The 26,651-nt window shown below is 42.7% G+C and carries 20 protein-coding genes; 9 read left to right on the forward strand and 11 right to left on the reverse strand.

All coding sequences use genetic code 11. From position 1 onward, the window contains the following. Positions 1-49 precede the first annotated feature (49 nt). Positions 50-469: a hypothetical protein gene (locus tag C7B77_RS00005; protein WP_146138115.1), complete on the reverse strand. Its 420-nt coding sequence runs from the start codon at positions 467-469 to the stop codon at positions 50-52. Between the two features lie 299 nt (positions 470-768). Here C7B77_RS00005 and C7B77_RS00010 point away from each other — a divergent pair, with 299 nt between their 5' ends. Then, complete coding sequence (locus tag C7B77_RS00010) at positions 769-1,761, forward strand: tyrosine-type recombinase/integrase (protein ID WP_106299302.1); 993 nt, start codon at positions 769-771, stop codon at positions 1,759-1,761. 163 nt (positions 1,762-1,924) lie between these two features. Here C7B77_RS00010 and C7B77_RS29485 read toward each other — a convergent pair whose 3' ends face one another. The 9 genes from C7B77_RS29485 to C7B77_RS29490 form a co-directional block, all read right to left on the reverse strand. Beyond that, complete coding sequence (locus C7B77_RS29485) at positions 1,925-2,086, reverse strand: hypothetical protein (protein ID WP_181243645.1); 162 nt, start codon at positions 2,084-2,086, stop codon at positions 1,925-1,927. Positions 2,087-2,110: 24 nt separating this feature from the next. Then, positions 2,111-2,524, reverse strand: a complete 414-nt coding sequence (locus C7B77_RS00015; RefSeq protein WP_146138116.1) for a competence protein CoiA family protein — start codon at positions 2,522-2,524, stop codon at positions 2,111-2,113. A 180-nt stretch (positions 2,525-2,704) separates the two neighbouring features. Then, a complete protein-coding gene (qatD, locus tag C7B77_RS00020; RefSeq protein ID WP_106299272.1) occupies positions 2,705-3,439 on the reverse strand; it encodes a Qat anti-phage system TatD family nuclease QatD in 735 nt (244 codons plus the stop codon). Beyond that, entirely contained in the window at positions 3,436-4,764 is a 1,329-nt protein-coding gene (gene qatC, locus C7B77_RS00025; RefSeq protein ID WP_106299273.1) for a Qat anti-phage system QueC-like protein QatC, read from the reverse strand. The genes qatD and qatC overlap by 4 nt, the downstream gene beginning before the upstream one ends. Continuing rightward, the gene (gene qatB, locus C7B77_RS00030) at positions 4,749-5,498 is read right to left on the reverse strand and encodes a Qat anti-phage system associated protein QatB (protein ID WP_106299274.1); all 750 of its coding nucleotides are present in this window, start codon (positions 5,496-5,498) and stop codon (positions 4,749-4,751) included. The genes qatC and qatB overlap by 16 nt, the downstream gene beginning before the upstream one ends. A gap of 3 nt (positions 5,499-5,501) precedes the next feature. Next, positions 5,502-7,307, reverse strand: coding sequence for a KAP family P-loop NTPase fold protein (locus tag C7B77_RS00035; protein ID WP_106299275.1), 1,806 nt, complete (start codon positions 7,305-7,307; stop codon positions 5,502-5,504). 189 nt (positions 7,308-7,496) lie between these two features. Next, positions 7,497-8,114 (reverse strand): hypothetical protein, encoded by a 618-nt coding sequence (locus tag C7B77_RS00040; RefSeq protein ID WP_106299276.1) that lies wholly within the window; start codon positions 8,112-8,114, stop codon positions 7,497-7,499. 128 nt (positions 8,115-8,242) lie between these two features. Then, the gene (locus C7B77_RS00045; protein WP_106299277.1) at positions 8,243-8,968 is read right to left on the reverse strand and encodes a C40 family peptidase; all 726 of its coding nucleotides are present in this window, start codon (positions 8,966-8,968) and stop codon (positions 8,243-8,245) included. A gap of 95 nt (positions 8,969-9,063) precedes the next feature. Next, the gene (locus C7B77_RS29490) at positions 9,064-9,231 is read right to left on the reverse strand and encodes a hypothetical protein (protein WP_181243646.1); all 168 of its coding nucleotides are present in this window, start codon (positions 9,229-9,231) and stop codon (positions 9,064-9,066) included. Positions 9,232-9,626: 395 nt separating this feature from the next. Here C7B77_RS29490 and C7B77_RS00050 point away from each other — a divergent pair, with 395 nt between their 5' ends. Next, entirely contained in the window at positions 9,627-10,736 is a 1,110-nt protein-coding gene (locus C7B77_RS00050) for an XRE family transcriptional regulator (protein WP_106299278.1), read from the forward strand. Between the two features lie 371 nt (positions 10,737-11,107). Here C7B77_RS00050 and C7B77_RS00060 read toward each other — a convergent pair whose 3' ends face one another. After that, complete coding sequence (locus tag C7B77_RS00060; protein WP_181243647.1) at positions 11,108-11,662, reverse strand: hypothetical protein; 555 nt, start codon at positions 11,660-11,662, stop codon at positions 11,108-11,110. A gap of 387 nt (positions 11,663-12,049) precedes the next feature. Between C7B77_RS00060 and C7B77_RS00065 the strand changes: the two genes are divergently transcribed. The 7 genes from C7B77_RS00065 to C7B77_RS00095 all read left to right on the forward strand — a co-directional run bounded on the left by C7B77_RS00065 (position 12,050) and on the right by C7B77_RS00095 (position 26,601). Continuing rightward, positions 12,050-14,323: an alkaline phosphatase gene (locus C7B77_RS00065; protein ID WP_106299280.1), complete on the forward strand. Its 2,274-nt coding sequence runs from the start codon at positions 12,050-12,052 to the stop codon at positions 14,321-14,323. A 348-nt stretch (positions 14,324-14,671) separates the two neighbouring features. Beyond that, positions 14,672-15,175, forward strand: a complete 504-nt coding sequence (locus C7B77_RS00070; protein ID WP_106299281.1) for a DUF2808 domain-containing protein — start codon at positions 14,672-14,674, stop codon at positions 15,173-15,175. 56 nt (positions 15,176-15,231) lie between these two features. Then, positions 15,232-17,184, forward strand: a complete 1,953-nt coding sequence (locus C7B77_RS00075; protein ID WP_106299282.1) for an efflux RND transporter periplasmic adaptor subunit — start codon at positions 15,232-15,234, stop codon at positions 17,182-17,184. Between the two features lie 94 nt (positions 17,185-17,278). Next, positions 17,279-17,605, forward strand: a complete 327-nt coding sequence (locus C7B77_RS00080; RefSeq protein WP_106299283.1) for a YnfA family protein — start codon at positions 17,279-17,281, stop codon at positions 17,603-17,605. Positions 17,606-17,660: 55 nt separating this feature from the next. Then, positions 17,661-20,795, forward strand: coding sequence for an efflux RND transporter permease subunit (locus tag C7B77_RS00085; RefSeq protein ID WP_106299284.1), 3,135 nt, complete (start codon positions 17,661-17,663; stop codon positions 20,793-20,795). 98 nt (positions 20,796-20,893) lie between these two features. Continuing rightward, entirely contained in the window at positions 20,894-24,256 is a 3,363-nt protein-coding gene (locus C7B77_RS00090; protein WP_106299285.1) for a tetratricopeptide repeat protein, read from the forward strand. A gap of 176 nt (positions 24,257-24,432) precedes the next feature. Then, positions 24,433-26,601, forward strand: coding sequence for a heavy metal translocating P-type ATPase (locus tag C7B77_RS00095; protein WP_106299286.1), 2,169 nt, complete (start codon positions 24,433-24,435; stop codon positions 26,599-26,601). Positions 26,602-26,651: the final 50 nt, after the last annotated feature.

Below are 26,651 nucleotides of genomic sequence, written 5' to 3' on the forward strand. Positions count from 1 at the left end.
GAAATTAATCCAAGAATATTAGTATCTAGGAACACAATCATTACTTGAATTATCTCCGCGATTCTTCGAGAGATTTATACAACGCCTCGAATTGTCGGTCGTGTTCGGCTCGTTCTTCTGGAGTCAAACTTTCCCATCGCTGACGCTGACGTTCTTGGAAACGTTCAAAAGCAGCAACTCGTCGAGCAATTTCCGTTGGGGTGAGTTCGGGAAACCGATCTCTTCCCGAAGATGTCGATCGCGAAATTGGATTACTCTCTGGTGATGGGACTTCTTCCACCACAGATGCTTCAACTCGCTCGGCGACACTTGAGGAGGGGAAAGCAATCAGTTTCCCGTCCTCAGTTAATTCTAAGTGGAGATCGGGATTATTCGTTCGCAACCGTTCCAACTGTTCTGGCGAAAGGTGGATGTCAGTATTATTGAGATCGATCGGTAGCGGCTGAGGATGATTTTGAGCGATGGTCATAAAACCTCCGAATGGTCGTGTTAATCGATGCACTGCGTCTGTAATATTATATCACGACCCGATCGAGTCCCCAATTTTGTCGGATGTGGATCGGATGCGCGATAATGTTCCTTATCATTAATCTGTAGTATTGTGATATACTGTATTTAACCAAATATCGTCTAAATTTCTTCGCTTAACGGCACTTTTGACCCGATAGTCTGGCTTAACCTGGTCTAAACGGACAATTTTCCGGTTTTGGCATCACTATCTCAAAACTCCTCATCTCCCTGTTCGAGGGGATGTACCGATTATCGCCCATGTTCGATATTAAAATTACTGTTGTTAAGCCAGCGATCGCTGGCAGTACTGGCTCTGAGGACAAACTCGCTCCTGGTTCAGTTACCTCTGGTGTCTGGGCAGAATTTCTCGCTCTGCAAATTTCACCCGCTACCAGACGATCGTATGCGGCGGCATTGAAGGACTTCTTTGGGCGAGAGTTAGAAACCGAGGTGTCTGTAGCGACGATCGAGTCGTTCTTGCGACTCCCCGAACGGGAGGCAATCGGTCATGTGTTGAATTATCGCGGACAATTACTGACTGCGGGTTTAGCTGCGGCGACGGTGAATGCTCGGCTAGCTGCACTGCGCTCTTTCGTCATTCACGCTTACAAGCGGAAACTGTGCAATTTTCGGTTGGATGATATTAAATCAGTGAAGGCGCAGAGCTATAAGGATACTAGGGGGATCTCGATCGAGTTATTCCAACAGTTAATCGATGAGATCGACAGATCGACGAGCATGGGTAAGCGGGATTATGCGATGCTGCGGTTGCTGTGGGACAATGCGTTGCGACGGGCTGAGGTATGTGGACTCGATCGGGTTGATTTTCACGCCTTGGAGGCAAGGCTTTATCTCAAGGGGAAGGGGAAAATCGATAAGGAGCCGATCGATCTGGCTGCGGCTACGGTGGAAGCGATTTCGGATTGGTTGGCGAGTATGGGTGAGAGTAAGAGTCTGGCTCTATTTGTTTCTAGTCGGGATACCCGACTGAGTGTAGATAGACTGTATCAGATTGTCGGGGGGCTGGCTCAATCTGCGGGAATCGATCGGGTAGTAAGTCCGCATAAGATTCGACACTCCAGTATTACGGCATTACTGGATCTTAATGGTGGGGATGTGCGTTCCGCTCAGGCTCATAGTCGGCACAAGAACTTGGCTACGCTGATTCGCTATGATGATGGGCGGCAGCAATTGCAGGGTAAGGCTGCGAAGACACTGGCTGACGCGATTTCGGAGCGAGAGATGGATTAGAGGATGGGGATTATATTTCTACAAATCAAGCTAGGCTTACTTCTTGCCGATCCCTTTTTTTAGTACACCAACCTCAATCGATTTGGTCTACCAACATGACCGCCCCATTGTTTTGCTCGTTCCATACCAACTTTAATTGCCTGACGACGTTGCTGCGATCGTTCTACGGCTTCAATTTCGCATTCAATCTGCGATGGTTGGCTAATGCCGATCTAATCCGGTCGCGATAAATCTTTAAATCGATAAGGAAATCGGGATAATCGACTGATTCTTGCTCGTAAGCCAATCGGACGCGCTCTTCAAGATTGCTAAGTTTGCTATACATTAACGGTTCTTGGACTTGGAAAAATCAATTCATCGATAGTTTACGGCAAACAACCTTCCCTAATTTGGTTAGCTCCCAACCTCCATAACTGCCTTTGTGAGGATTGTAGACGATCGTGTCTTTGGCTTCGAGTATAAATCTATATTTTGAATCTGCACCTTTCTTTTCAAATTGAAGTAAGGCTAAATATTCTTTGGGTGTTAAATGTAAATTAAACCTGTCAAATAGCGGCAGTTCGACATCTCTACCCGCTGATACCGCCCGACAAGTTGCGTTAGTGTGGGCGAAGTGGTGGGCTTTAATTTCACCCTTTTTGGAAGTCAAGCCTTCTTGACAATATGGGCATTTTAAGTCGGTTTTACCTCGGCGTACTCGCTCGACAGATACGAGGTTGCCGTCTGGGTCGATGCCGTATTCCAGCCACTGCGACATTCTCATCTCTAGTTTCACCTATCTTCGGAGCAATCTACCAACTAGTTGTATTTGTCTTTAAATAGTATCTTCCTCGATCGAGTAGAACAGAATATTTCGAGACATTACTGCTGGAATTCTGGAGGATTTATTGACGGGAAATAAGAGTATTTTAAATTACTGATTCCCTTTAGTAATTTGATTTAATCAAACACTATTTCCTACTAGTGATTTCAAATTGGAAAACAGAATAAATTCAGTTTGCTTGGGGTCGATCTCCCATAGATATGATAGTTGAAGTTGAGCTTTTTCAACATCCCAAGGCATTAGGCTTTGACGATCTAATTTGGTGAATGGCCCATCTGTCTCCGTTAGAATACGTTCCCGTGGAATTTCTGCGATCAGAGAAGCTCCTTTCTTGGTCGAAAGCATTGTTGGATTGACTGAAAACCAACACCCCATAGATATGGCTTTTTTAAGTTGTGCTTTTGTCCCGCTGAACCAGTGCAAGATAGGGATACCCACATCCTTATGGAGAGCGAGGCAATCAAGTACTGAATCAGCAGCAGATCGACTGTGAATTGACATTATTCGACCACCAGCTCTTTCCGTTCTTTCTAGAATGAGTTTGAACGTGCGGATCTGTATTTCTCTATGTTCTGCATACTCCTTACTGCCATCCAATCCTATTTCTCCAACATATTTTGCTTGTGGCAATAATTCGTCGAAGAGATCGATCTCATGATATCGTTCGTGTACTAGCTGAGGATGTAGACCTAGAGAAGTTCTAATTCGATCGCAACCTTTTGCAAGTGCTTGAGTTCCAATCCACGCTTTTGGTGTAGTCGTGACGGACAGAACATAAATATTTCGTTGCTTACACTGTCGAGCTACTTCTAGAGGATTTGGATATAGATCGAGATGGCAATGCATATCAATCATCTGAGAAGTCCCTCTTTCTGTAAAAACCGATCTACTTCTCGCATTCCTCGTTGAAATACTTGCTTATAAAGATCTTTGGTGACAGGATCGACGGTGAGTGGGCCACTATCAGATATCCATGCACTAATATTACTAGATGATAGCTTATTGATGGCTATCATTATGGCAAATAGATCGTCACGATTCCCTCGATCGCTCATAGTAGCTAATAAATTCTGATGCTCGTATGCAGTTGATTCAGTTATGCCTAAAGCAAAGATAGCAGATCTTCTGATGATACATGGAACACATTTTCCACACTGTTGGCGTTTTCGCTTCCATTTACTGCAAGATACAGTATGCGATACTACTCGATCTAGAGTGATTTGATTTTTACATTCTAGAAGCATTTCACCTTTGGTCTTAAATTGATAAGGATTATGAATCAACACTTTTATCCCTACTGCATCAAATATCTCCTGCATCGATCTCAGAAAATGAGGATGTGTTGTCCGAGTACTCAAAGAACCTATCCGTCTTGACGTTAACGGTGCATTTAATGAAATCAATCCGTTCTCAGGAACGAAAAGTTGTGTATTTTCTAGATGATTTACTGTTGCTACAGCAGATGCCCCAAGTGCAGCAAATGCCAGAAAATTCAAGCTTCTAGTCCGCATTGTTAGCTCTGTCTGTCCACCTATTGATATAGGATTAGCATTTACTGAAAATCTCGAAAATTCTCCCTCAAGCTTTCCAGCAATATAATTTTGATAAGATTTATCTCCTTTATAGGAGTGACTGATTAATAGTGGGGACTTTCGATCTGTGATTAAATCGATCGCTCCAATTGCACTATCAAGACCTCCTGAAAATAGGCATACACAATCTCGTCCCTCAAGATCGATCGTTTTGTGTCTGCTATTAATTGGATATGGATCTGGCGGTTTATAGCCTCCACTCAAAATTTCGAGATTCCATAAGTCACCACTGAGGAAATGTAATGCTTCCTCAAGACGTTCTTTTTGTTCTAACCAAATGCTAGGTTCATATAAAGAAACTTGCAATTCGATTTCTCTCGTCCAACCATCATCAGCTCTATTTCTCTTGACAAAAGTGTCAGCAGCAGTAACCGCTAGTGCTAATGTCATCAGATCGAATTCAACAGGGGAAATACTAACACCCAGTCGCTTAATTGACTCGATCGAAGAATTACCAATAGTTGCAATATCTCTTTGTTTTCGTCCATCAAGTCCGTAGATTTGGACTGGTATAATATTGGGTGAAGATTCTGGGAGTTTGTGCGGGATATGATTTACAATTACTTGCGTCACTAATAGCTCTCCCATTCTAACCAGACAGTTTCTATCACGGAGCGTTGTAGTTCGATCGTTTGCGATCTTGTCAGAGGTTTTGGATTCTCATTAAATAGAGGAGCCATCGCAGCATCTACCGATACTTTGATGACTTCTCTCAAATCATTTTCTGCTTTAATAGCTTGGATTTGCGTTCCTGCTTTGCTCCAGGCTCTACCAGCATCTTGTAATACTTGTAAAAAGATACAGTCAGTTAGATAAGCAATCATTGTATTGATGATAATATCGCTTGTGATTGCATTGGGATCGAACTCAGTCAATCCATCTAAAGCTTCTACTAGGGCATGATTCATTGCCACACGAACTTTGTCAGAATCTCCCTCAGAAGCGATTAAAGATTGAGTAATTTTTTCAATTGCTACTTCACATGAGATTCCAGCTAGCGAACTCAGACTCCACCCAAGTTCTTGACTTATTTCACTACTTTGAGTCAGAAGCCCATATAATGAAGCCCCAGCCTTTGTAATATTACCTAATCGCCTAGATGCGTTACTGGCACCTCCAGTACCCCTACTGGCATACTGCTTTAATGCAGACTTCAATGACGATCGATTTCCTGTTTCAACAAAGTTACCAATATCTCGGCGAAATTTTGTGAACCGTTGGGGCGGAGAGTTTGGTAGTGGTTGTTCTGGTCGATCGTCTGCCCAGGGGGGCACTAAAGGCGATTTATTACCCGCTCCAGGACTTGATTGAGATGTTCCCATGATTTAATTGTCCTGATACCAAGCTTCATCTTTCAGCATCGCTTTTAACCAAGGCGGATGATCCATGAGACTACGAATATACCTTGATAAAATTTTCGATGCAGTAGAAGAAGATTGAGCGAGTAAATATGCACCTGTAAATCCTAAAGGCTTCTTACTCCAATCTGATATTTCTCTGAGACGTTCGATAATTCCCTCCATTACAGGAATCTGCTCCTCTATCGATAAAGTAGATATTGCTTTTCTTGCCGCTTGAGAAGAAATACTTTCAGTACTAAGGAGTACTGTCAATACCTCACGCGCAGTAGAAGATAAACCTATCTGATAAACACCCATCTGCATGGTTTCTCTAGATAGATAAACTGCCGCTCGTAAATCTATACCCTGTAATGCTGGTTTGAGTTTACTCCACTGTTTAATAAATTCAGTATGATCTTGCCAACTTTTCGGATATTTAGATGAATTGTCTTTCGATTCATCTAATTCTTCAAGTTCTTTAAGAATTTTTGGTTTGCCTGCTTCATTATCGATCGTTTGGTATAAGTCCAAAGTTGCATCCGCACCAGCACAACGCTCAAAAATCGCTAATTTGGTGATGATATTTTCATCAAGAGGCATTCCTCGCCGTTGGGCAGTTTTAGATCTCATTTTTATTGTATTGAGCAGCCTCTTGACAATTCGGGGATTACCCTGAATCTTAGGCGAAGTAGCTAAAATGCGAGCGATTCGATCGGCTAATTCAAAAGCAGTAGCTAACTCCTTATCATCTTTCAAATTATCTACGGATAATAACTTTTCGATAGAGATTGGTTCCTCTTTCCATGAATTTCTGAGTGATTCTTCAAGAAGATTTCGTAAGCTATCTAACGATGACTTAGAGATTCCATTCTGAATGGCAAATAGCATAAATAGATAAGATCTAATTTCCCTAATTCCAGCTTTCGGAACTCGGATGGGAATTTGTATTAGTTTATCGATATAATCTATTTGGTGCCGATCGCTTGTGCCCTTGAAATAATCGGCGACTGCACCTCTAATCATATCTTCATCAGCAGCAATGATAAATGCAGTATTGGGAAGAAATAGAAATAGACGCATTGCTTCTAATGTATGTATAGCATTAGCTGGCAAGCATCGATCTAAGTTGTCAATTATTACTATTAATGGTTTTTTGAGTTCTTGAAGGATCTCACTATATTCTTTTCTAAAAGCTGAAATCTGTTGAGGAGGAGTATTCTTTCGATCGGGTTTGAGTATCGCTGATGCTGTATCTTTTACGTCTTTTCCTTCTTTAGCTAATTCCTCATAGTTTTTGTGCTTTGTTTCTTCATCATCTGTGCTAGGATTGATAAATTTACTAACAGAACTAATTCCACGATTGAGAATCCCTCCTGTAGGGATGCCATGAGCTAAAGCAATGGCTTCTGCTCCTAAGCCCATTATCCGCCATAAATCAATGCGACTTGAGAAATTTTTCGCTTTATCAAATAATGTTTTATTATCTTTGGTTGCTTCACATAATTTTGTTGCGATTGTTTCAAGTAGTGCTAAACGAGCATCATCATATCCTTGATATAGCCAAGCATCAAAATTGACAATTATATATTCTTGCTTGGAGTTTTCTCGATCTTCTGTAGATGTTAGGTTGCGTTCGACGAGTTTAAGTAGAGAAGATTTACCCGCACCCCAATTACCAAATATTCCTAATGATACTGGTAGCATATCTGGCGATGCGAGTATATCAACAATCAGTTCAGATACTTCTCCAAAATTCAAATAATCAATCTCTGACTCTTTATCCGACCACATATATTTGCTTGCTCTGAAAAAGGATAGATTTTTGAGTACGATTCGGCAGAGCCGACGCTGGCGCGAACGATGCTAACTAGCCATAAGGTTCGCTCGTATTGGTTTTGGTTCACCGAAATTGGAACTATTTTTACGCGATATGCAATCGGGATGGATGAGTGTAGTTTTTCCTTCGTGACTCCAATCAGATTAAAGATTACTCTCAATCCGTTCTAATAAAAGCTTTACGTGTTTCGCGACTGAAATATCATAAGTTAGCATAAATTTATTCTTACATGTAAAAAAAGAAATAATTATTGCTAACACGATCGATCCTTGTTTTGAGTAGATGAATTCTGTACCATACACGTAAACAAACAAAAGAGTTATAAATGCTATGCCCAATACTGGCAAATACGAACTAAGTATTTCATTTCGATCTTTTTGATATTCCAAGTGTTCATCTGTTGAATCTTTCATCTCCTTTACTTCTGTGTCAAAATCCTGTTGTGGATATTTTCTTTTAATCTCGTCGATCCTATTGTCAAATACAGCTAGATTGCCTTCTGTGAAGATTCTATACCCCACTATTCTATTGAGTCTCGACATTTGTTCGATTTCTATATTTGACATTCTGCTTTTTCTGCTCGACCTCAATGATTTCAAATAATCTCTTATTGAAGCTATAGACAATTTGAGAAAATCCCAGATTTCTGCTAATAACAGCAACATCATTTGTTTCAGCGATCCTTCTCTAGGTAAGACCCTGCTAGTTTTAATTAAAGTATTAATTGCAACTAAAATTTCTTCTCTTCTCTCTGTGGACATATTCGCTTTCTCTTGCTATAATAATGTTGGTTACGTTAGAAATTACATTAGTTTCTTAACTGAATTAGGAGTAAGATCCTCTAACTAGTCTTACCCCTCCCAATCGATCGAACATATTTAGAAATCAACTAAATTGCCGTCCAAGCAGCTTGCCATGACAGCACATCGAGAACCCCATTAACTTTAAAGCCCAGCTTTTGCTGAAACTCTTCTAACACTTTTTTAGAACGCCTACCGAATACTCCGTCTGCACCATTAGTGCCAAAGTCATAGCCACGAGCTATCATTCTTTTTTGCCAGACTCTAATATCTTCGCTATTTGTCAGAGAAGATAAATTGGTTCCGTTCAATAGAGGTAAAGGCTCTGCGATCGTGTTTGTGTAGGCAGGACGACCAAATCCCATAACAGTGAAATCGAACGGTCGTATTTGATAGCGAACTTCCCCTCCATTTGATTTATCATCTGGCGGATTATTACCATCGATCGTAATAATTTGACCTTTTTTTGTTTTAGCAACGAAAAAGGCAACATGATTAGCGGCACCTGGAATAGAGTCGGTTTCATTTTGCCAATCAAAAAAAACGATGTCTCCAGGCAATGGATCTTTAAACCACCGTTTTTGCTCTTTGAACCATTTTGCTCCACTAGGAGTGTAGTGAAATCCTTTCTCTGTCTCGATGTAAGTCTGTAATCCTGCACCGGATAGGCAGTAAGAAACAAACATGGCACACCAAGACTGACCATTAAGGTCGTGTCCATACCATTCACCATACTTGACGATGTTGCTATTACCTAGTTCTTTCACGCCTAGCTCTCTTTGAGCGATTTGTAAGACTTGATTGATATTTGTCATTTGTTTAATTACCTAATTTGGTGTTGAGTCTTCAATAGGAGGAGAGCGATAGCGGCAACTACTCTCCCCTGGTTTTAACCGAGCAAGCTTAGTGCCTAGTCTTCTTTCCGAACTCCCTTGAATGGATCGCCATCTTGCTTGCCATCAAGAAATCTCCCTGTGGCGGTATCGCGCTTCGTCCAAGTGTCTGTGACTGGGTTGTACGTTTGACTGCGTTGGTCAACAGCACCTTTGCGATAGCCTTTTCCTGTATTTTTAGCCATTTAGTTTACCTATGATCTAACATTCTGCTAAAGTTTTTTCTTCAAACAGACTATTTAAATGTTAAGTGCGATCTAACATCATGTCAATAGCTTGTGTGAATTTTGGTAGGATTTTGTTAACAAGATTGCCGATCGGGTGCCTGAAGTGGGGCATAATAGTCTTACCCACCCGTAGCCAGTCTGGAAAAGATGTGGAAGCGAGTGGGTGATTATAAAAACCTTGAAATTTCTATCCTTACAGACGCTCTCTAGCGCGGGTTATGAGTTTACGCCTCCAAACGTGCGCCAGTTCAAAGCAAGGACACCGAACAACTGAGATCGTCAATCGACCAAGATTGCCATTCGAGACGAAATCTAACATTATCTTCGTTTAAAATCTTATTTTTTAACTATAAATGTCAAATCAGATTCGAGCTTACCGAGATCAGCTTGGATTTAAGCAGGAGGAATTGGGCGAACAGGCTGGCGTAACTCGTCAGACAATCGCGGCGTGGGAGAATGGAGAAAGGGAGCCTAGCTTAGTTCAATTAAGCAGTATTGCCAGGATTATGGGAGTAGCAGTCGAGCTACTTCAAGGCTTAGAGTTGACAGACTCTAGAGATCCGAATTCTTTTTTTTCATCCTTACTCTTCCGAGCAGATGAACCTTCTGCATTAACTCCGACGATCAAACAACATCTCATCCAAAAAGTTGCTGACTATGCCGCTGTAGAGAAGCTGCTTGGGGAAATCCCTGTATCTCCAGCCAAATTTCCCTTGGATGGTTATGACTCTGAGGCGATCGAAGACTATTCTAAAGAAGTACGCAACTGGCTAGGATTAGGCGAATCAGCACCTGTTGGCGATTCTCTGTCGCTTCTAGAAAGCAAAGGGTTAAAAGTTTTACCCTATCCCCTTCCTGCCAAAATCTCAGGGTTCTCAGCCTGTGAGGAGGATTGGGGCTGTCTTGTTGTCGTTAATAGCAATGATGTTGCCGAACGCCAATTTTTCACTTCACTACACGAACTCGCTCACTTAATTTTTCATCATAAAGAATATCGACAGCCGCCAGAACGTACTAAATCTTCAGATCCCCGTGAGAAGGCTGCTAATCATTTAGCTGGAGCTATTTTACTACCAAAAAATGTCATTCACAGAGAAATGCGTGCTTATCGAGATCGCTGGATACCAGATCCTTTACTGATCGATATCAAGCGACGATATGGGGTGAGTCTAAGAACCATTCTGATTAGAGCCGAACAAGCTGGTATTATTACCAAACAGCAAAGCGGTACACAAATGGGCGTTCTTAATAAGAGATGTGGTGGTAAGGATAAGGATCTCCCTAATTCTGAGATTCCCATGCCGCAAAGACTGACTCGTCTGGAGCGGTTGACATATACTGCACTCTTGAAAGATGGATTGCTGACAAATTCTCGTGCCGCTGAGATTTTGGGCAAACAAACTTTAGAAGTGTCTCAGGAATTGCAAACTTGGAAACAAAGTGATGTTGAGGTTAGTGATTGATTCCTCTTTTAGATGCAGATGCACTGATATCGTTATCGCAATCTGATGGGAAACTGCTATTGTTGAATTCATCTGAAGTCCTCGATCTGGTAGTTTCAGAGTGTCATAACCCAAAATATTGTAATGCCCACCAATTTATTGAACAATCGAGTTTATCAGTTATTGTAGCCGATCCATCTTGGCTGCAAGAAGCTAGTTGCTATCGATCGCCAAGCTTGAGTTTTCACGATATCTTAAATCTACATTACGCAAGCTCTTGTCAGCGAACGCTCGTAACTAATTCTAAATGTTTAATGTCTGTTTGTAATGATAAACATATTAACACAATATCTTATCATGAGTTTTTGGAAACATTTGCTTTAAATTAAATATTAAGTTTGGAAGTAGTAGATACAGAAGTAAAGGCAAAATTCAAGCCGCAAAGGAAGAGGAAGTGCCATAAACATCTTTGCGGAAAATGGCGCGGAGATATCATTCTCAGAAAGATCGAGGCTTAGTAAGTATGACTGTGACTGTGCGCTGTAGTCTTTATAAGAAGAATAAACGGGAAGATCTAAGTAAAGCAACCGTATTATTAATAGTTCTGAGGATGTTCGATCGTTCAACTCAGACTCGACCGATTGACATTTCTCATTCAGCCAAATCAAATATTCCTGCAACTTCTCATCACCAGCCAGCATTCCATCAATTTCTTGTTTGATTGCCAGCAAATGAGAGCTAGCGTTAGGGAGCATTCCCAATACCAAAAAGAATACTTCTCGCCAGCGTCGATCGCTAACCTTCTCAACTAATTTTAGAAACAATCGATCGCCCTGAACTGCAAAACTATCTACAATCCACTTTGCTGTAAAATACTCATGAAAAGTGAGATGAGAAAAAGAGAAAATTCCCTTGGCGCGCTCGACTAGCAAGCCATGTTGCTCCACATCCGTAACATTTTCAAGACTTCTCTACACCACTGAGATCGTATAAAAACACTCGTAAAAATTCCAAATTTAAAATACAACTTTTAAGTCTAAAACAAGCAATAAATTACATAAAATATTTTCAATATTGGTAGCACATAAATTTACTTCAAATTTCTGAGATGCTTTAAAGTCAAGCTTTTGAGAACTCGATTTATCTCATCAGTCGGCTTTTTTATAATAGATAAACTCATGATATTGTTTGTCATGATAAAAATCTTCACAGGCAGTGTAATTAAATATACGTGTACCTATTAAAAAGGTATGTCAAACTGTTGAACGGTTGAGGACTAAAGAATTTATTTCATTTGGTAATTGTAGTAAATAAATACAGGAAAGCTAAATTGCATGGCTAAGAATACGATTATCATGATCGGCGACGGTCTGGGCTGGGAAATGGCGCGTGCAGCCGCCATCTACAAGCAGATCCAAGAAGGTAAAACTGGTACTACTCTTGCTGACTTCTACACCGCTGGTGCAGGTACTGGTCTGAACATGCAGACGCTCACAGGCTACGGTGCCGTAACCACCTACGGTACGATTATCCCCAATGCGGCTGGAGTATATAGCACAGGCAACGCAGCCGTAAGTGGTTCTAGTGATGTTACGGGTGTCAACCCAATTACCCCTGGTTTTACATTCAATCCAGCTTTCAATACTGGTACTGGTAGTACTGGTAATTTAGTTGGTTACGATCCCGTCAAAGGTGGTGTCAATCCTTGGACTGTTGGTACTGACAGGGAATATATCAAAGCCAACGTTCCTGACTCTGCAAATACTGCTACGACTCTCTACAGTGGCATCAAAAGTTATAACAACGCGATCGGCGTTGATATCTATGAGAAACCAGTAGAAACGGCTTTTTCGATCGCCGCAGAACAGGGTAAATCAGTTGGTATCGTCAGTTCCGTGCCAATCGATCACGCGACTCCAGCCGCAGCAGCAGCCAATGTCAACCGTCGTAACAAATATGACGGAGACTATCCAGGATTGGATAATATTCTGCAACAGCAACTGCGTGAATATCAGCCTACTGTACTACTAGGTGGCGGTCATCCCCTATCTAGTTCCGGTGCGCTAGCAATGGATTATACTTACGTCAAGGAATCTACTTACAAAGAACTCAGCACCAAACCTAACACCAACCTCTACGACTATACATTCTTAGAACGTGGTGCAAATGCAGCACAAGTTTTGGCTAACGCAGCCGCCTCCATCGATCCGAATGCTGGAGATCGGCTCTTCGGTCTATATGGTGCGCGCGGTCAAGATGGTAACTTACCTGTAAGTTCTGCTAATGGTGACTACAGCACCACTGGTTTGGCGATGTTCAGCGTTAACTCCAGCAAGGGATTGGCACAAGACACGGTTCGACCACTTCGAGCTGGCGAGACAGATGCTCAATTTATCGCTACAGAGCGCAATCAAAACCCCACACTCGACGATCTGACCAAAGCTGCTTTGACGGTCTTGGGTAAAGATCCTGACGGTTTTGCGTTAACTATTGAGGGTGGTGACATCGACTGGGCTGCTCACGATAACAATATCGACAACTTGATCGGTACTGTTCTCGACTTCGACAAATCCGTTGGTTCGGTGATTAAGTGGATCGAGGCTAACGGCGGTTGGGCAGAAAATCAACTGATTGTTACTGCCGACCACGATCACTATCTCAACCTCAATAACGACTTCCCTGCTTTGATTCGGGCAAATGCAGCTAACGGAATTAGTGCCTTAACCGAAAACGACACGATCGCCGGATCGGGTAACTACTGGGGTACTAGTGCGACTGATAAATACCAATGGGGCAGTCACTCCAATCGTCCCGTACCTGTCTACTACCAAGGTGCTGGCACCGAACAGTTATTAGCTTCGGTTGGCACTGGCTACGAAGCTTATGGCAAACAAGTTCAAGGTATCCCTGGCTTTATCGACCAAGTTGATATCGGTCAAACATTGATTGCTTCGGTCACTGAAACCGCTCAGAAAGAGTTGGTTGCAGGTACTGCTGGCAACGATCTGTTAATCGCTACTCCTAGCGGTTCGATCGATGGTGTTTATGACACTGTTTTCAGTGGTGCTGGTAGCGATACCGTCGATCTAGAATTCAACACCAATGCGCGGAACAACCGTGTCGATCTCGGTAGCGGTGCGGATGTCATCTATGTCAGCCGGAACGATCGCGCTTTCGGTGGTGCGGGTAATGATATCTTTGAAGCTATCAACAGCAAAGGTGGCAACCGGATGTCTGGTGGTGCTGGTGATGACGACTTCTACCTCGGTAGCAATGACTATGCGCTCGGTGGCGTTGGTGCTGACAGGTTCTACGCTAGTAATGGCGGCGGTAACACCATTTCTGGTGGTGCTGGTGCCGACCAATTCTGGATCGCTAATGCCGAGCTTCCTGGTGCTGGCAACAAAGTCGTAGACTTCCAAATCGGTACCGACGTAATCGGGATCGTCGCTGCTTCTAGCTTGGGTATCAGTGCTAGCACGCTGAAATTGACTCAAGTTGGTGCAGATACTACTATTAACTTTGGTGCTCAAACCTTAGCAACGCTGATCGGTATTCAAGCTACTAGCTTGAACACTGGCAACGCTAGTCAGTTCGTATTTGGTTAATTAATTTCGATATTCAAGCTACTAGTTTGAATACTAGAAATGCGAGTCAATTCGTGTTTGGTTAATTAATTATTCTAACTAAGCAGCGGCAGCGGAGGGCGATCGATCGCCCTCCGCTGTTTTTTCGATCTTGACGATTTTACATCTCGATCGAACTCTCACGAGAAGTCTATTTTAACACTGCCTTTCGGTCAATTAGCTTGGCAATTAGCTTGAGTTGAGATGTGATGATAATCGTGTTCGATCCACAGTTTGGGTGAAATTACCAAATATGTCTAAATTTCACTAAAATTTCATATATCGTTGCAATGATGGGGGCAGCAACCAAGTTTAACAGAGGTCAAGCACATGAGTTCTCATCGCCTATTATCGATGGCTACTTTATGTACTCTCTTACTAACTGCTGTCGCAACTCCTCAAGCGCAGAGTCAGTCAGCCGAAGGTACTCTTCCCTACATCTATAGTAACTATACTTTTCCCTCCGCACGGGCTAGCATCGCCCGTCATACAATTCGGTTGGCGATTCCTACCAACTCAAAATCTGTATCTGCCCTGAAGCCCACCGCTCCAGCCGGATTTACGCTCAACCAAAAAGTGGTAGTTTTCGACCATAAAACAGGTAAAAGCTTACCTGTAAATGTCAGTATCGCTGGGCAGACTGTAGAACTGAGCTTCGATCGAGCAGTCGAACCTGGCACAGCAATCGATATCGAACTGAATAATGTCAGCGTGTGGGGCACCGCTCGGTATTACGATCTGGCTGTGAAGTTTGCTGGCGATAATGGTAGCAGATTGCAAGTAGCTAACGATCGATTTACCAATATTGGCAGAACTGGTTTACGTCTTTCTTAGAGCGATCGAGACTTAAATCGTTGACTGGATATAGCTAACTTTCACACCTTATTATCATGCGATTGACTAAACTCAAATTACTATTATCTTTAATTATATTAACGACAGTATCTAGTCCTAAAATCGCGATCGCTGGAGCCGGACACGATCATAGTGGTGCCAGTTCGTTTAAGTCTGGCGGTGAAGCTACTGGTGCTGTAACTGTCGATGCTCAGACGGTCAAAAGATTGGGAATTAAAGTCGAAGCAGTTAAAAATCAGCCGTTAGATATTGGCTTAAAGACTACCGGACAGATCGAAACTTTACCCGACCAAAAAGTTGAGGTGACAGCACCGCTCACTAGTAAAGTAGTGCAGTTATTAGTTAAGCCTGGTAGTAAAGTTACTAAGGGTCAACCTTTGGCGGTGATTGCTTCACCAGAGTTAGCTAACTTGCGTGTAGATGCCCAAGGCAAACAAGCCGATGCTCAAGGAGCCTTACGGAAAGCTCAGGTTAATCTGCAACTAGCTCAAGATAATTTAGTCAAGCAGAAAACAATTAGTAATGCCGAAATCGCTCAAGCTCGAACTAAACTAACTGCCGCTCAAGCACAATACGATCGAGATAAACAGATCGTTAATCAAAGCGGCGTTTTGAAAGTAGCGCAGGAAAATCTTAAACTTCAGCAGCAAATCGCTAATGCCGAAATTACCCGCGCGAATACTGAAGTTGCGATCGCACAAGAACAATTCGATCGAGATAACGAATTAGTCTCCAAAGGTGCCTTAGCCAGACGACAAATGTTGGAGTCTAAAGGTAAACTCGAACGCGCCAAAGCTGAAGCAGCCAAAGCCAAAAGTTTACCGCAAGTCGTGCAAGCTCAAAGTGATGTTAAAAAAGCAGAAGTAGACTTACCATATCGCGAATTGCGCGAGTCTCAAGCGAGTGTTGCTGAGGCGCAGTCGCTATTACAACGCGCCCAAACTCGTCGCGATGTCTTAGAAGCTCAAGCACAACTCAAACGCGCCCAGTCGGATGTACTCATCGCCCAATCGCAACTCAATCTCAGTACCACTAATTATCAAACTCGACTCCAACAATTGGGCAGCACCGCCAATGCCCAAGGGCTGGTAACGATAACTGCACCGATTGCTGGAACTGTTGCCAGCCGCGATGTCAGTATCGGTCAATCCTTGCAGGATGCGGGTGGTAAACTGATGACCATTGTTAATGACGCTCGGATTTTTGCGACGGCGAATATCTATGAGAAAGATTTAGGGGTGGTAAAAAACGGTCAAAAGATCCGCGTCAAAGTTGCCTCCCTACCAAATCAAAGTTTTGAAGGCAGAATTACCCAAATTGGCACATCCGTACAGGGCGAAAGTCGAGTCGTTCCCGTGCAAGCAGAAATTAGTAATCCCAGCGGATTACTCAAACCAGGAATGTTTGCCGAACTAGAAGTAATTACCGATAAAACAACTGAGTCGCTACTGGCGATTCCCACTTCGGCGGTAGTCGATGCCAATGGTAAAAAAGTTGTCTACGTCCAGAATGGGAATGCTTTTCAAGCGGCAGAAGTTACATTCGGGCGCACTACTGGGGATCTGGTAGAGGTGAAGACGGGTTTATTTGCGGGTGACATGGTGGTGACTCAGCGAGGGACACAACTCTACGCACAGTCGTTGCGGGGTGGGGGTGAAAAAACAGATGCAGATGGCGATAAGCATGAAGAGGGAGATGGACATAATCACGGAGCGGCTCCAGCTAAAAGTAATGGTTTTGTCATACCGCCCTGGTTATTACCAGTCAGTGGGGGTGCGATTCTAGTGGCTGGAAGTTCTTTGCTGCTGTGGAAACGGTTTCGATCGGCTCCAGCAGATGGTTTAGAAGATACTGATGCTGATACCCACAATGACGATCTTTTGTTACCTGCGGCGGAACACACCAAACCAGAACCCTACACCAATAATCATCACTCCGTACCTTTGTCGCCAGCAATTATGGGAGAAAAGAGTAGCAAAGGGGAGTAGATGTAGGGTGCGTTTCGGTCAAAACAGCAAAACGCACCAATCTTCTAGATGGTGCGTTACCCTGACGGGATAACACACCCTACGTTCACTGCCAATGCGATCGATTATTTTCTTCTTGGTTGCTGCATTAGCAGAAATCTCTGGTTGCTACGCTTTTTGGGTATGGCTGAGATTGGATCGGGGTCTACTTTGGATCGTTCCAGGTGTTTTATCCCTAACTATTTTCGCTGTGGCTTTAACTCAGGTAGATACACCCAATGCTGGCAGAGTATACGCCGCCTATGGCGGTATTTATATCCTGTCATCTATTCTGTGGTTGTGGTTAGTTGAAGGGGTTAAACCGGATCGGTGGGATTTAGTTGGGGTTGGTATTTCTCTCATCGGCACGATGGTGATTTTGCTTAGTCCCCATCGTTCTTGAATTCAAATATCTGTCAATTTTACGCTGATACTTATTCTCTTCTCTAATCCTAAAAATGCTTGGAAATATCGTTCAATGGGTAATTAACCGTCGGTGGTTGGTCGTACTAGCAACTATTATCGTCTCATTGTGGACAGTTTATGTGATTCCGCAGATGCCCTTGGATGTGTTGCCAGCCTTTGCACCGCCGCAAGTAGAAATCCAAGCCGAAGCACCTGGACTCGCCCCAGAGGAAGTAGAATCGCTAGTAACGTTACCGATCGAAAGTGCAATTAATGGTACGCCTGGAGTAACTGCGGTGCGTTCGTCGAGTGCGGCGGGAATTTCGGCGGTACGGGCGATCTTTAGTTCGTCAACTGATATTTATCAAGCGCGGCAACTGATTACCGAGCGACTGCAACAAGTCACAGGTAAGCTACCGCCAGGAGTCGAACCACCCCAAATATCTCCGACCACTTCTCCCGTCGGTTTGGTGGTGCAGTACGCTTTTACCGTCGCAGATGACGCGAAATCTACGAACCAAAATCCCCTGATGGCAGCGCGGCGGATTGTCGATTGGCAAGTGACAAATCGCCTCTTAGCCGTGCCAGGAGTCAGTCAAGTTCTAACTTTTGGTGGCGATGAGCGACAGTTTCAAGTATTAGTCGATCCGATTAAATTAGCCGCTTTTAATATTACTTTAGACCAAGTTACCCAAGCGACGCAAAAAGCAAATGTCAATGCCGCAGGTGGCTTTTTTATTACCCCCGATACCGAGAAATTAATTCGCGGGATTGGTAGGATCGAATCGATCGAAGATCTCCAAAAATCGACGATCGTAGCTCGCAATGGCACCCCCGTTAGATTGCAAGATGTGGCAGAGGTTAAAATTGGGGCGGCATTAAAACGGGGCGATGGCAGTTTTAACGGTAAGCCAGCGATTATCGTGATGGTGAATAAACAGCCCAGCTACGATACGCCGACTGTCAGCCGTGCGGTGGAAAAAGCGATCGCCGAAATTAAAGTTGGTTTGCCCAAAGATATCAAAGTTACGACCACTTTTCGTCAAGATAGTTATATCGAATCTTCGGTTGATAATGTCCGTTCTTCGTTGATTCAAGGCAGTATTATCGCGGCAATTATCCTGATTCCATTTTTGTTGAACTGGCGAATCTTGGCAGTATGTTTATTAGATTTTTTCTTGACATTGCTATTTGGGATGTTGGTACTGTCATGGTTGGGAGTTGGTTTGAATACCATGACATTAGGCGGCTTGGCGGTAGCAATTGGGACGGCGATCGATGATGCGATCGTTTATGGTGAAAATACCTATCGGCGGTTGCGCGAAAATAAAGCAGAAGGCGATCCACTCACCCCGCTAGAAATCATTTTTGAAGGTTCTCAAGAAGTGCGCGATTCACTCTTAGGCGCGACGATCATCGGGATTATTGTCTTCTCCCCAATTTTTACATTACCAGGGATTGAAGGAAAGATTTTCACCCCGATGGGGATTGCTTACTTAGCCGTAGTTGTTGTTTCTAGTTTAGAATCTTTACTCGTTTCTCCGGCTTTATGTGCGATTTTACTACCTGCTACCAAGGTGACACAGCGGGAACCCTGGCTAGCGAGATTCTGTAAGGGAATCTACAGCTTGTGCTTAAATTTCTCGATGAAAAATCCCTTATTAATTATGGGGATTGCTACAGTTTTAACTGTCGCCTCAATTGTAATTATCCCTTCATTTGGCAGAGCATTTTTACCAGAGTTTCAAGAGCAAACGATGGTCAATACTTTGATGTCTTATCCAACTGTTTCGCTCGAAGGTAGTACCCAAGCGGGTCATGCGGTCGAGGAAGCATTGAAAAATGACAAGCGGTTTGAATTCATCCAAACTCGTGCTGGACGTGCTTCTGGAGACGCTGAAGCCGCAGGTGTGAATGTCGCCCACGTCGATATCGAACTGAGTAAAGAAGGGATGCAAAATCGGGAAGCATCGCTCAAAGTCATGCGTCAAGCATTCGATCGCATCCCTGGTGCGGCTGCAAATATCGGTGGTTTTTTACAACATCGAATGGATGAAGTTTTATCGGGGGTACGAAGCTCGATCGCAGTGAAAATTTTCGGTGCCGATTTAGCAGAATTGCGAAAAGTCGGACAACAAATAGAACAGCAGATGAAAACAGTCGATGGTGTTGTCGATTTACAACTCGAACCGCAATTACCAGTACCCCAGATTCAAATCAGATTCGATCGCGATGCCGCTAGTCGGTACGGGCATACGGTGGGAGATTTATCAGAGACGATCGAAACTGCTCTCAATGGGAAGGTTGTTTCTAAAGTGTTAGAAAATCAACAATCCTTCGATTTACTTGTCTGGCTAAAACCTGAAGCACGGCAGAATTTAGAAACCATTGGCAATCTTTTAATCGACACTCCCGACAAGCAAAAAATTCCGTTAGGGAGTATTGCCAAAATTACTGAAGGGACAGGCCCAAATACGATCAATCGGGAAAATGTATCGCGTTTAATTGTCGTTTCTGCTAATGCCAAAGGGCGCGATATCCGCTCGATCGTCACGGAAATTGAAGCTAAAGTTAAGAGCAGCGTCCAATTGCCAACGGGATATTTTATTCAATACGCAGGTCAATTTGAAGCTGAAGAACGCGCTACCCAAAACATTCTAGTTTTCAGTGCAATCGCTTTTGTGGCAATTACCGTTCTGATGTATCTTTCCGTTAAGTCTATCCCATCAACACTAATGATTATGATTAACTTGCCAATTGCTTTAGTCGGTGGAGTCATTGCAGTGGCTCTGACGGGTGGTGTAATTTCAATCGCGTCTTTAGTAGGATTTGTATCCTTATTTGGGGTGGCAACTCGAAACGGTTTATTACTAGTAGATAACTACAATAGTAAATATGCTGAAGGAATGCCCATGAAGGACATCATTGTCAAAGGTTCGATGGAGCGACTAAATGCGATCTTGATGACGGCGTTAACTTCGGGATTGGGGTTAGCACCGATGGTGTTTCAAGGCGGATCGGGACAGGAATTATTACAGCCGTTATCGATCGTGGTCTTTGGTGGTTTGTTTACTTCTACGGCGATTACGTTATTGGTATTACCCGCTCTATATGCCAAATTTGGCAAACATTTATTTCCGAAAAAAGAAGAAGAACTCAAACCAGAACAATTTTTCATGCACATGTAGCAATATCAATATGAATCAATTACCTACGCTTAAAACCCATTTGACTGACTATTCTAAGATCTAAAAAAACTAAGTTTCCCGCATTGTGCTGATTTTCTATGAATCTAGATACTGTAGTTAGAGAGAAAGTGTGGAAAAGTCTCAAATCCACAGATCCAAGTTTTATTGAAGAAGTTCGGCAATGTATCAACAAAATTGAAAAAAGACAATTTGACGTTGGTTTGAGAGTAAAAAAGCTCAAAGGTACGAGCAAAATTGTCTGGGAAGCCAGAATAAATCGAGATAGCCGCTTGCTGTTTACCTATAGACAGTCCAACCATCACAACGGTCAAACTCAGAAATTCATCGCCATCGAAGCAGTGTGTAGAGAGCATGATGAAGTCAACCATCATGCCCAGATTATCGATCGGAATTGGTGGGAAGCAGAAGAAGTTAGAGTATTAGGGAACTTAGACCAAAAATTTCAGGAATTGAGTAGTGAAGACCAGGCGGAAATCCACTTATGGCAAGCAGCAGAAATAGAGATTCAAGCAGAATCGACAGATGAGCTGCTAGATAATACCAAGTGGTTAATTCTCGAACCAGAAATTATTGAATCAGAGCAAGCATGGCAAATGGCGATCTCCAGTGCAGCAGATTTACGGCTGCGACTGACTCCAGATGAAAGTAAAGCGATCGATACCTATGGTAATGTGCTGCTGTCTGGTAGTGCGGGGACTGGCAAAACCACAGTTGGATTGTATCGACTGGCTCGAACTCTGCAAATGAATCCAACTGCTAGGTGTCTTTATGTCGGTTACAATCCAATATTAGTGAAGGAGTCAAAAGAACAATTTAAGCAGCTATGGGGGGAGACGTTTGAAGGTCTGCCACTCAAACCAGAATTCTTGACGATTAGAGATTTGTGTCTAACAATCACGAAAGATCTTGGTGAAGAATTCAAGCATCATCTTGTCGGCTATCAATATTTTTACCAGCGTTATATCAAAAAGCCAGAAAGTAAGCAATATCCACCAGCTTTAGTGTGGGATGAAATCAGAAGTATTATCAAAGGGGCGAACTTAAAAGCGCAATCTGAATGTTATTTATTAAGTCAAAAAGAATATGAAAATTTAGGGAAAAAAAGGTCTGGAGCGATTCGTGCTGGAGAACGTCATAAAATTTATAAATTAGCACAATGGTATCAAAACCGGATAGATTGCGAACAATTAGCTGATGAAATCGATCTCACAAGAACAGCTTTACGGCTGATTAAAACTGTTCGATACCAACCTTATACATTAATTGTCTGTGATGAGATTCAAGACTTAACCGAGATTCAGATCGAGCTATTAATTAGATTACTAGCCCAAAATGGACAAATTTTGGGTGCTGGAGATCTGAATCAAATGATTAGTCCGAGTGGCTTTCGATGGGAAGATTTAACAACCAGACTATATCAACAGAATCGTCAATGGACTGAAAAAAGATTAGATTTTAACTTTCGTAGTACTGGTAAATTAGGAGCTTTGGCTGTCGAGCTGCTGAATCTAAAATTCAAACTACTCTCTGAATCACAATTCCAGTCAGAAGCTCCAATTAGCACCAGTGGAGAACTAGCTCGGTTAGTAGCAGCTTCCAGAAATGACCTCAAGCAAATTGAGCTAGGATCGGGGGATGCTATTTTAGTAAGAACCGAAGAACAAAAAGCCGAACTTCTTACAGATTTAACAACTAAATTAATTTTTACAATTGAAGAATCTAAAGGTTTAGAATTTGATACTGTTTACTTAGTTAATTTTTTTGAATATACTAACAGCTTAGAGTCTACGATCGCCAGTTCAACTAAACATTTAATAGATCGACAAAAGCCACAATTGCGGTTGGAATTCAATCTTCTATATGTAGCTATTACCCGCGCTCGTCATATTCTCAACATTTGTGAACCAAAAATATCAGATCTGTGGAAACGTACTGAATTAGCAGAGAGTTTAATATCGATGAGTATCGCTGAAGCTTTTAGTCCAGCTCAATCGATCGCCCCTCAAGATTGGTATTTGAAAGCTATCTACTATCGAGATGCCAGACTATTACCGCAGGCATTAGAATGTGCCACTAAATCTGGAGATGAAACTCTCAAACAAGAAATTGAAGTAGAGTTTTTACTGCTCGATCGCAAATATTATGAAGCAGTTCAGTTATTGCTAGAGATCGGAAAATATTCAGAAGCGGCCGAAATTTTGGAAAATTTAGCCGATTGGCAAGAAGCAGCACAAGTTTGGGGTCGGGCTGGAAATAGAGTAAGATCTTTAGAGTGTGAAGTAAAAAGTCTAAAAGATAAAAATCAGCTAGAATCTGCGGCTGATAAACTGATTGAGATTGAAAGATATGGAGAGGCAGCCGAGCTACTAGAAGCTGCGGAATGCTGGGATAAAGCCGTAGAAATATGGGGTAAACTAGGTGATGAAGATGGTCGAAATCGATGTTTATTGCGATCGTCGATAAATAATTGTGTTTCTATTGAGGATCGATCGGGTGAGAATATCGAAGCTTTTAATGACTACGATTGCGATCGCGCAATCGAGATCGATCCTCAAGATGCTAAAGCTTACTTCGATCGGGGCATAGAAAAGTATCGCTTAGGGCAGAATGCAGCCGCAATTGATGAATACAGTCGTGCTATTATCATCGATCCTCAGTATGTTGATGTCTATGTTGGGCGGGGTGCTGCCAAGTATAACTTAGGGCAGTATCCAGAGGCAATTGATGACTACAATCGCGCCATTGCTCTTAATCCCCAAGCAGTTGAAGCTTATGTTGGTCGAGGTACTGCCAAGTATAACTTAGGACAGCATCAAGCAGCGATTGATGATTACAATTTTGCCATTACTTTTAATCCTCAAGCTATTCTGGCTTACTATAATCGGGGTTTTGCTCAACACAGCTTAGGACAGTATCAAGCAGCTATTGATGATTACAATTGCGTCATCATGATTAATCCTCAAGATATTGATGCTTATTTTCGTCGGGGTGCTGCTAAAAATAGTTTAGGACAGCATCAATCAGCTATTGATGACTACAACTTCGTCATTATGATTAATCCTAAAGCTGCTGAAGCTTATGTTGGTCGAGGTACGGCAAAGCATAACTTAGGACAGCATCAATCAGCTATTGATGATTACAATTTTGCCATTAATCTTGATTATCAATCTACTGATGCGTACAATAATCGCGGTCTTGCCAAATATAGTTTAGGACAGGATCGAGAGGCGATCGATGACTACAATTTCGCCATTACTCTTAATCCTCAATATGCGGTTGCTTACTATAATCGCGGTCTTAGTAAGTTTAAGTTAGGGCAAAATCAAGCAGCTATTCCGGATTTTATTAAAGCTACGGAATTATTCGATCGGGAAAATCAAAAGATCGAATATCAAAGGGCAATAGATATTATTAATTTTTTGAATACTCGATCGCTTTAATCGATATGAATACTCTTGCTGGACGATCGAATATTTGATCGAGGAAGATAAAAGCTGTCTAATGATAGTAGTAAGAACGAGAATCATTATATATATGAACATGTTTTCAGATGTTCTGATTTGACGTTACAATTTAAGGTATTAGTTTAGCACTCCCGCACATACAGACATAACTTATGACTCAAGTACCCGCACTCAAAACCCAACGGCTGCAAGTTGGTGGCATGGACTGCACGAGTTGTGCAGTGAAGATAGAAGGCAGTCTAGAACAGCTAGCAGGGGTAGCTGAGATATCTGTAGTGGTGGCAACTGGGCGGCTAATTGTCACTTACGATCCAGCACGAGTAAGTGAGGCAGATATTAAAGAGCGAGTAATAGCTTTGGGATATACGATCGTCGAAGAAAAGTCACTAGCTAACGACCATAGCGGTCACGACCATAATAGCAGTCATGAAGAAGATGACGGGCACAATCATGGTGGGGGAGAGTTTAATTTAAAGCGTGAAGGTTTATTAGTTGGAGTCGTAATGACGCTGTTTGTAATAGGTTCTATCTTTGAGAAACAATTAAACGCAACACCATCATCAATTGGCACGTACTTAGTATTCATTCCAGCTTATTTATTGAGTGGCTGGACAGTATTAACTACAGCCGGACGAAATATTTTACGCGGACAAGTATTTGACGAAAACTTCTTGATGACGATCGCCACAGTCGGCGCGATCGCCATTAAACAGCTACCCGAAGCTGTGGGCGTAATGTTATTTTTCAAAGTCGGTGAATTATTTCAGGAACTAGCCGTCAGTCGCTCGCGGCGATCGATTTCAGCCCTGCTAGAAATTCGTCCCGATGCCGCCAATCTCAAAACAGCAAATGGGATTGAAGTCGTTTCACCAGAACGAATACAAGTAGGTGATACAATTATCGTCAAGCCAGGTGAAAAGGTACCTCTTGATGGTGAAATCGTCGATGGTAATTCTCAAGTCGATACATCAGCATTAACGGGCGAATCTGTGCCGCGCACGGTAAATGTAGGTGAAACGGTATTAGCCGGAACTATCAATCAAACTGGGGTGTTAACTGTCACCGTCACCAAATTATTTGGGGAATCATCAATTTCAAGAATTCTGGATTTGGTAGAAAATGCGAGTGCCAAGAAAGCCGAAACCGAGAAATTTATTACTAAGTTCGCCCGTCGGTATACACCGATCGTGGTAATTTTATCGCTATTAATTGCCTTAATTCCACCGCTGGTAATTCCAGGTGCCACCCGTGCTGAATGGGTGTATCGCGCTTTGGTGCTGTTAGTAATTTCTTGTCCTTGTGGATTGGTAATTAGTATTCCGCTCGGCTATTTTGGTGGGATTGGTGGAGCGGCTAAACGGGGAATTTTGGTGAAGGGAGCGACTTTTTTAGATACTTTAGCTGGAGTTAAAGCGATCGCATTTGATAAGACGGGAACACTGACTCAGGGCGTATTTAAAGTTACTGAAATTGTCCCGCACAATGGCTTTAAACAAGATGAATTGTTACGCATTGCAGCCGAGGCGGAAGCAAATTCCAATCATCCGATCGCTAAATCAATTCGCACAGCTTACAATCGACCCATTAATGAATCTAGCATTTCAAATTACACCGAAATTGCCGCTCACGGGATTGAGGCGACAATTGAAGGAAAGCTAGTATTAGCAGGTAACGATCGATTGATGCACCGCAAAAATATCGCTCATGATACCTGTGATGTCGAGGGTACTGTCGTGCATCTGGCAATCGATCGAGTCTATGCTGGATACATTATTATTGCCGATGAGATCAAAGAAGATGCGGTTCAGGCAATTCGCGATCTCAAAGCCGCAGGTGTCGAGCGGGTGATGATGTTGACGGGGGACTCACAAGCTGTAGCAGCACGGATAGCGAAGACTTTGGGTGTCGATACTTTTGCGGCTGAGTTATTGCCAGAAGATAAGGTAGCGGCGATCGAAAAACTGCTCGGAGAATTTCACAAAAAAGGTAAAGTTGCCTTTGTTGGGGATGGAATTAATGACGCGCCTGTAATTGCCAGAGCCGATGTCGGGATTGCAATGGGGGGATTGGGTTCGGATGCGGCGATCGAAACTGCGGATATAGTGTTGATGACAGATGCTCCTTCAAAGGTGGCGGAAGCAATTCAGGTGGGCAAGAAGACTCATGCGATCGTCTTGCAGAATATTATATTTGCTTTAACTATTAAAGTGATTTTTATCGGATTGGGGTTACTGGGATTAGCAACAATGTGGGAAGCTGTTTTTGCTGATGTTGGCGTGGCATTAGCCGCGATTTTTAATGCAACTAGAGTTTTGAAATAATCATCTAAGTAGTTAGACATAATTAATTGTACGAATTTTTGCTCGAACAT

The organism is Chamaesiphon polymorphus CCALA 037, assembly GCF_003003845.1.
GTDB classification, from domain to species: Bacteria; Cyanobacteriota; Cyanobacteriia; order Cyanobacteriales; family Chamaesiphonaceae; genus Chamaesiphon; species Chamaesiphon polymorphus.

Coding starts and splice junctions, on each gene's coding strand:
- C7B77_RS00005 (WP_146138115.1), bottom strand. CDS start 469: ATGACCATCGCTCAAAATCATCCTCAGCCGCTACCGATCGATCTCAAT.
- C7B77_RS00075 (WP_106299282.1), top strand. CDS start 15,232: ATGCGATTGACTAAACTCAAATTACTATTATCTTTAATTATATTAACG.
- C7B77_RS00065 (WP_106299280.1), top strand. CDS start 12,050: ATGGCTAAGAATACGATTATCATGATCGGCGACGGTCTGGGCTGGGAA.
- qatD (WP_106299272.1), bottom strand. CDS start 3,439: ATGATTGATATGCATTGCCATCTCGATCTATATCCAAATCCTCTAGAA.
- C7B77_RS00090 (WP_106299285.1), top strand. CDS start 20,894: ATGAATCTAGATACTGTAGTTAGAGAGAAAGTGTGGAAAAGTCTCAAA.
- C7B77_RS00040 (WP_106299276.1), bottom strand. CDS start 8,114: ATGTCCACAGAGAGAAGAGAAGAAATTTTAGTTGCAATTAATACTTTA.
- C7B77_RS00070 (WP_106299281.1), top strand. CDS start 14,672: ATGAGTTCTCATCGCCTATTATCGATGGCTACTTTATGTACTCTCTTA.
- C7B77_RS00045 (WP_106299277.1), bottom strand. CDS start 8,968: ATGACAAATATCAATCAAGTCTTACAAATCGCTCAAAGAGAGCTAGGC.
- C7B77_RS00010 (WP_106299302.1), top strand. CDS start 769: ATGTTCGATATTAAAATTACTGTTGTTAAGCCAGCGATCGCTGGCAGT.
- C7B77_RS00085 (WP_106299284.1), top strand. CDS start 17,661: ATGCTTGGAAATATCGTTCAATGGGTAATTAACCGTCGGTGGTTGGTC.
- qatC (WP_106299273.1), bottom strand. CDS start 4,764: ATGGGAGAGCTATTAGTGACGCAAGTAATTGTAAATCATATCCCGCAC.
- C7B77_RS00050 (WP_106299278.1), top strand. CDS start 9,627: ATGTCAAATCAGATTCGAGCTTACCGAGATCAGCTTGGATTTAAGCAG.
- qatB (WP_106299274.1), bottom strand. CDS start 5,498: ATGGGAACATCTCAATCAAGTCCTGGAGCGGGTAATAAATCGCCTTTA.
- C7B77_RS00080 (WP_106299283.1), top strand. CDS start 17,279: ATGCGATCGATTATTTTCTTCTTGGTTGCTGCATTAGCAGAAATCTCT.
- C7B77_RS00095 (WP_106299286.1), top strand. CDS start 24,433: ATGACTCAAGTACCCGCACTCAAAACCCAACGGCTGCAAGTTGGTGGC.
- C7B77_RS29485 (WP_181243645.1), bottom strand. CDS start 2,086: ATGTATAGCAAACTTAGCAATCTTGAAGAGCGCGTCCGATTGGCTTAC.
- C7B77_RS29490 (WP_181243646.1), bottom strand. CDS start 9,231: ATGGCTAAAAATACAGGAAAAGGCTATCGCAAAGGTGCTGTTGACCAA.
- C7B77_RS00015 (WP_146138116.1), bottom strand. CDS start 2,524: ATGAGAATGTCGCAGTGGCTGGAATACGGCATCGACCCAGACGGCAAC.
- C7B77_RS00035 (WP_106299275.1), bottom strand. CDS start 7,307: ATGTGGTCGGATAAAGAGTCAGAGATTGATTATTTGAATTTTGGAGAA.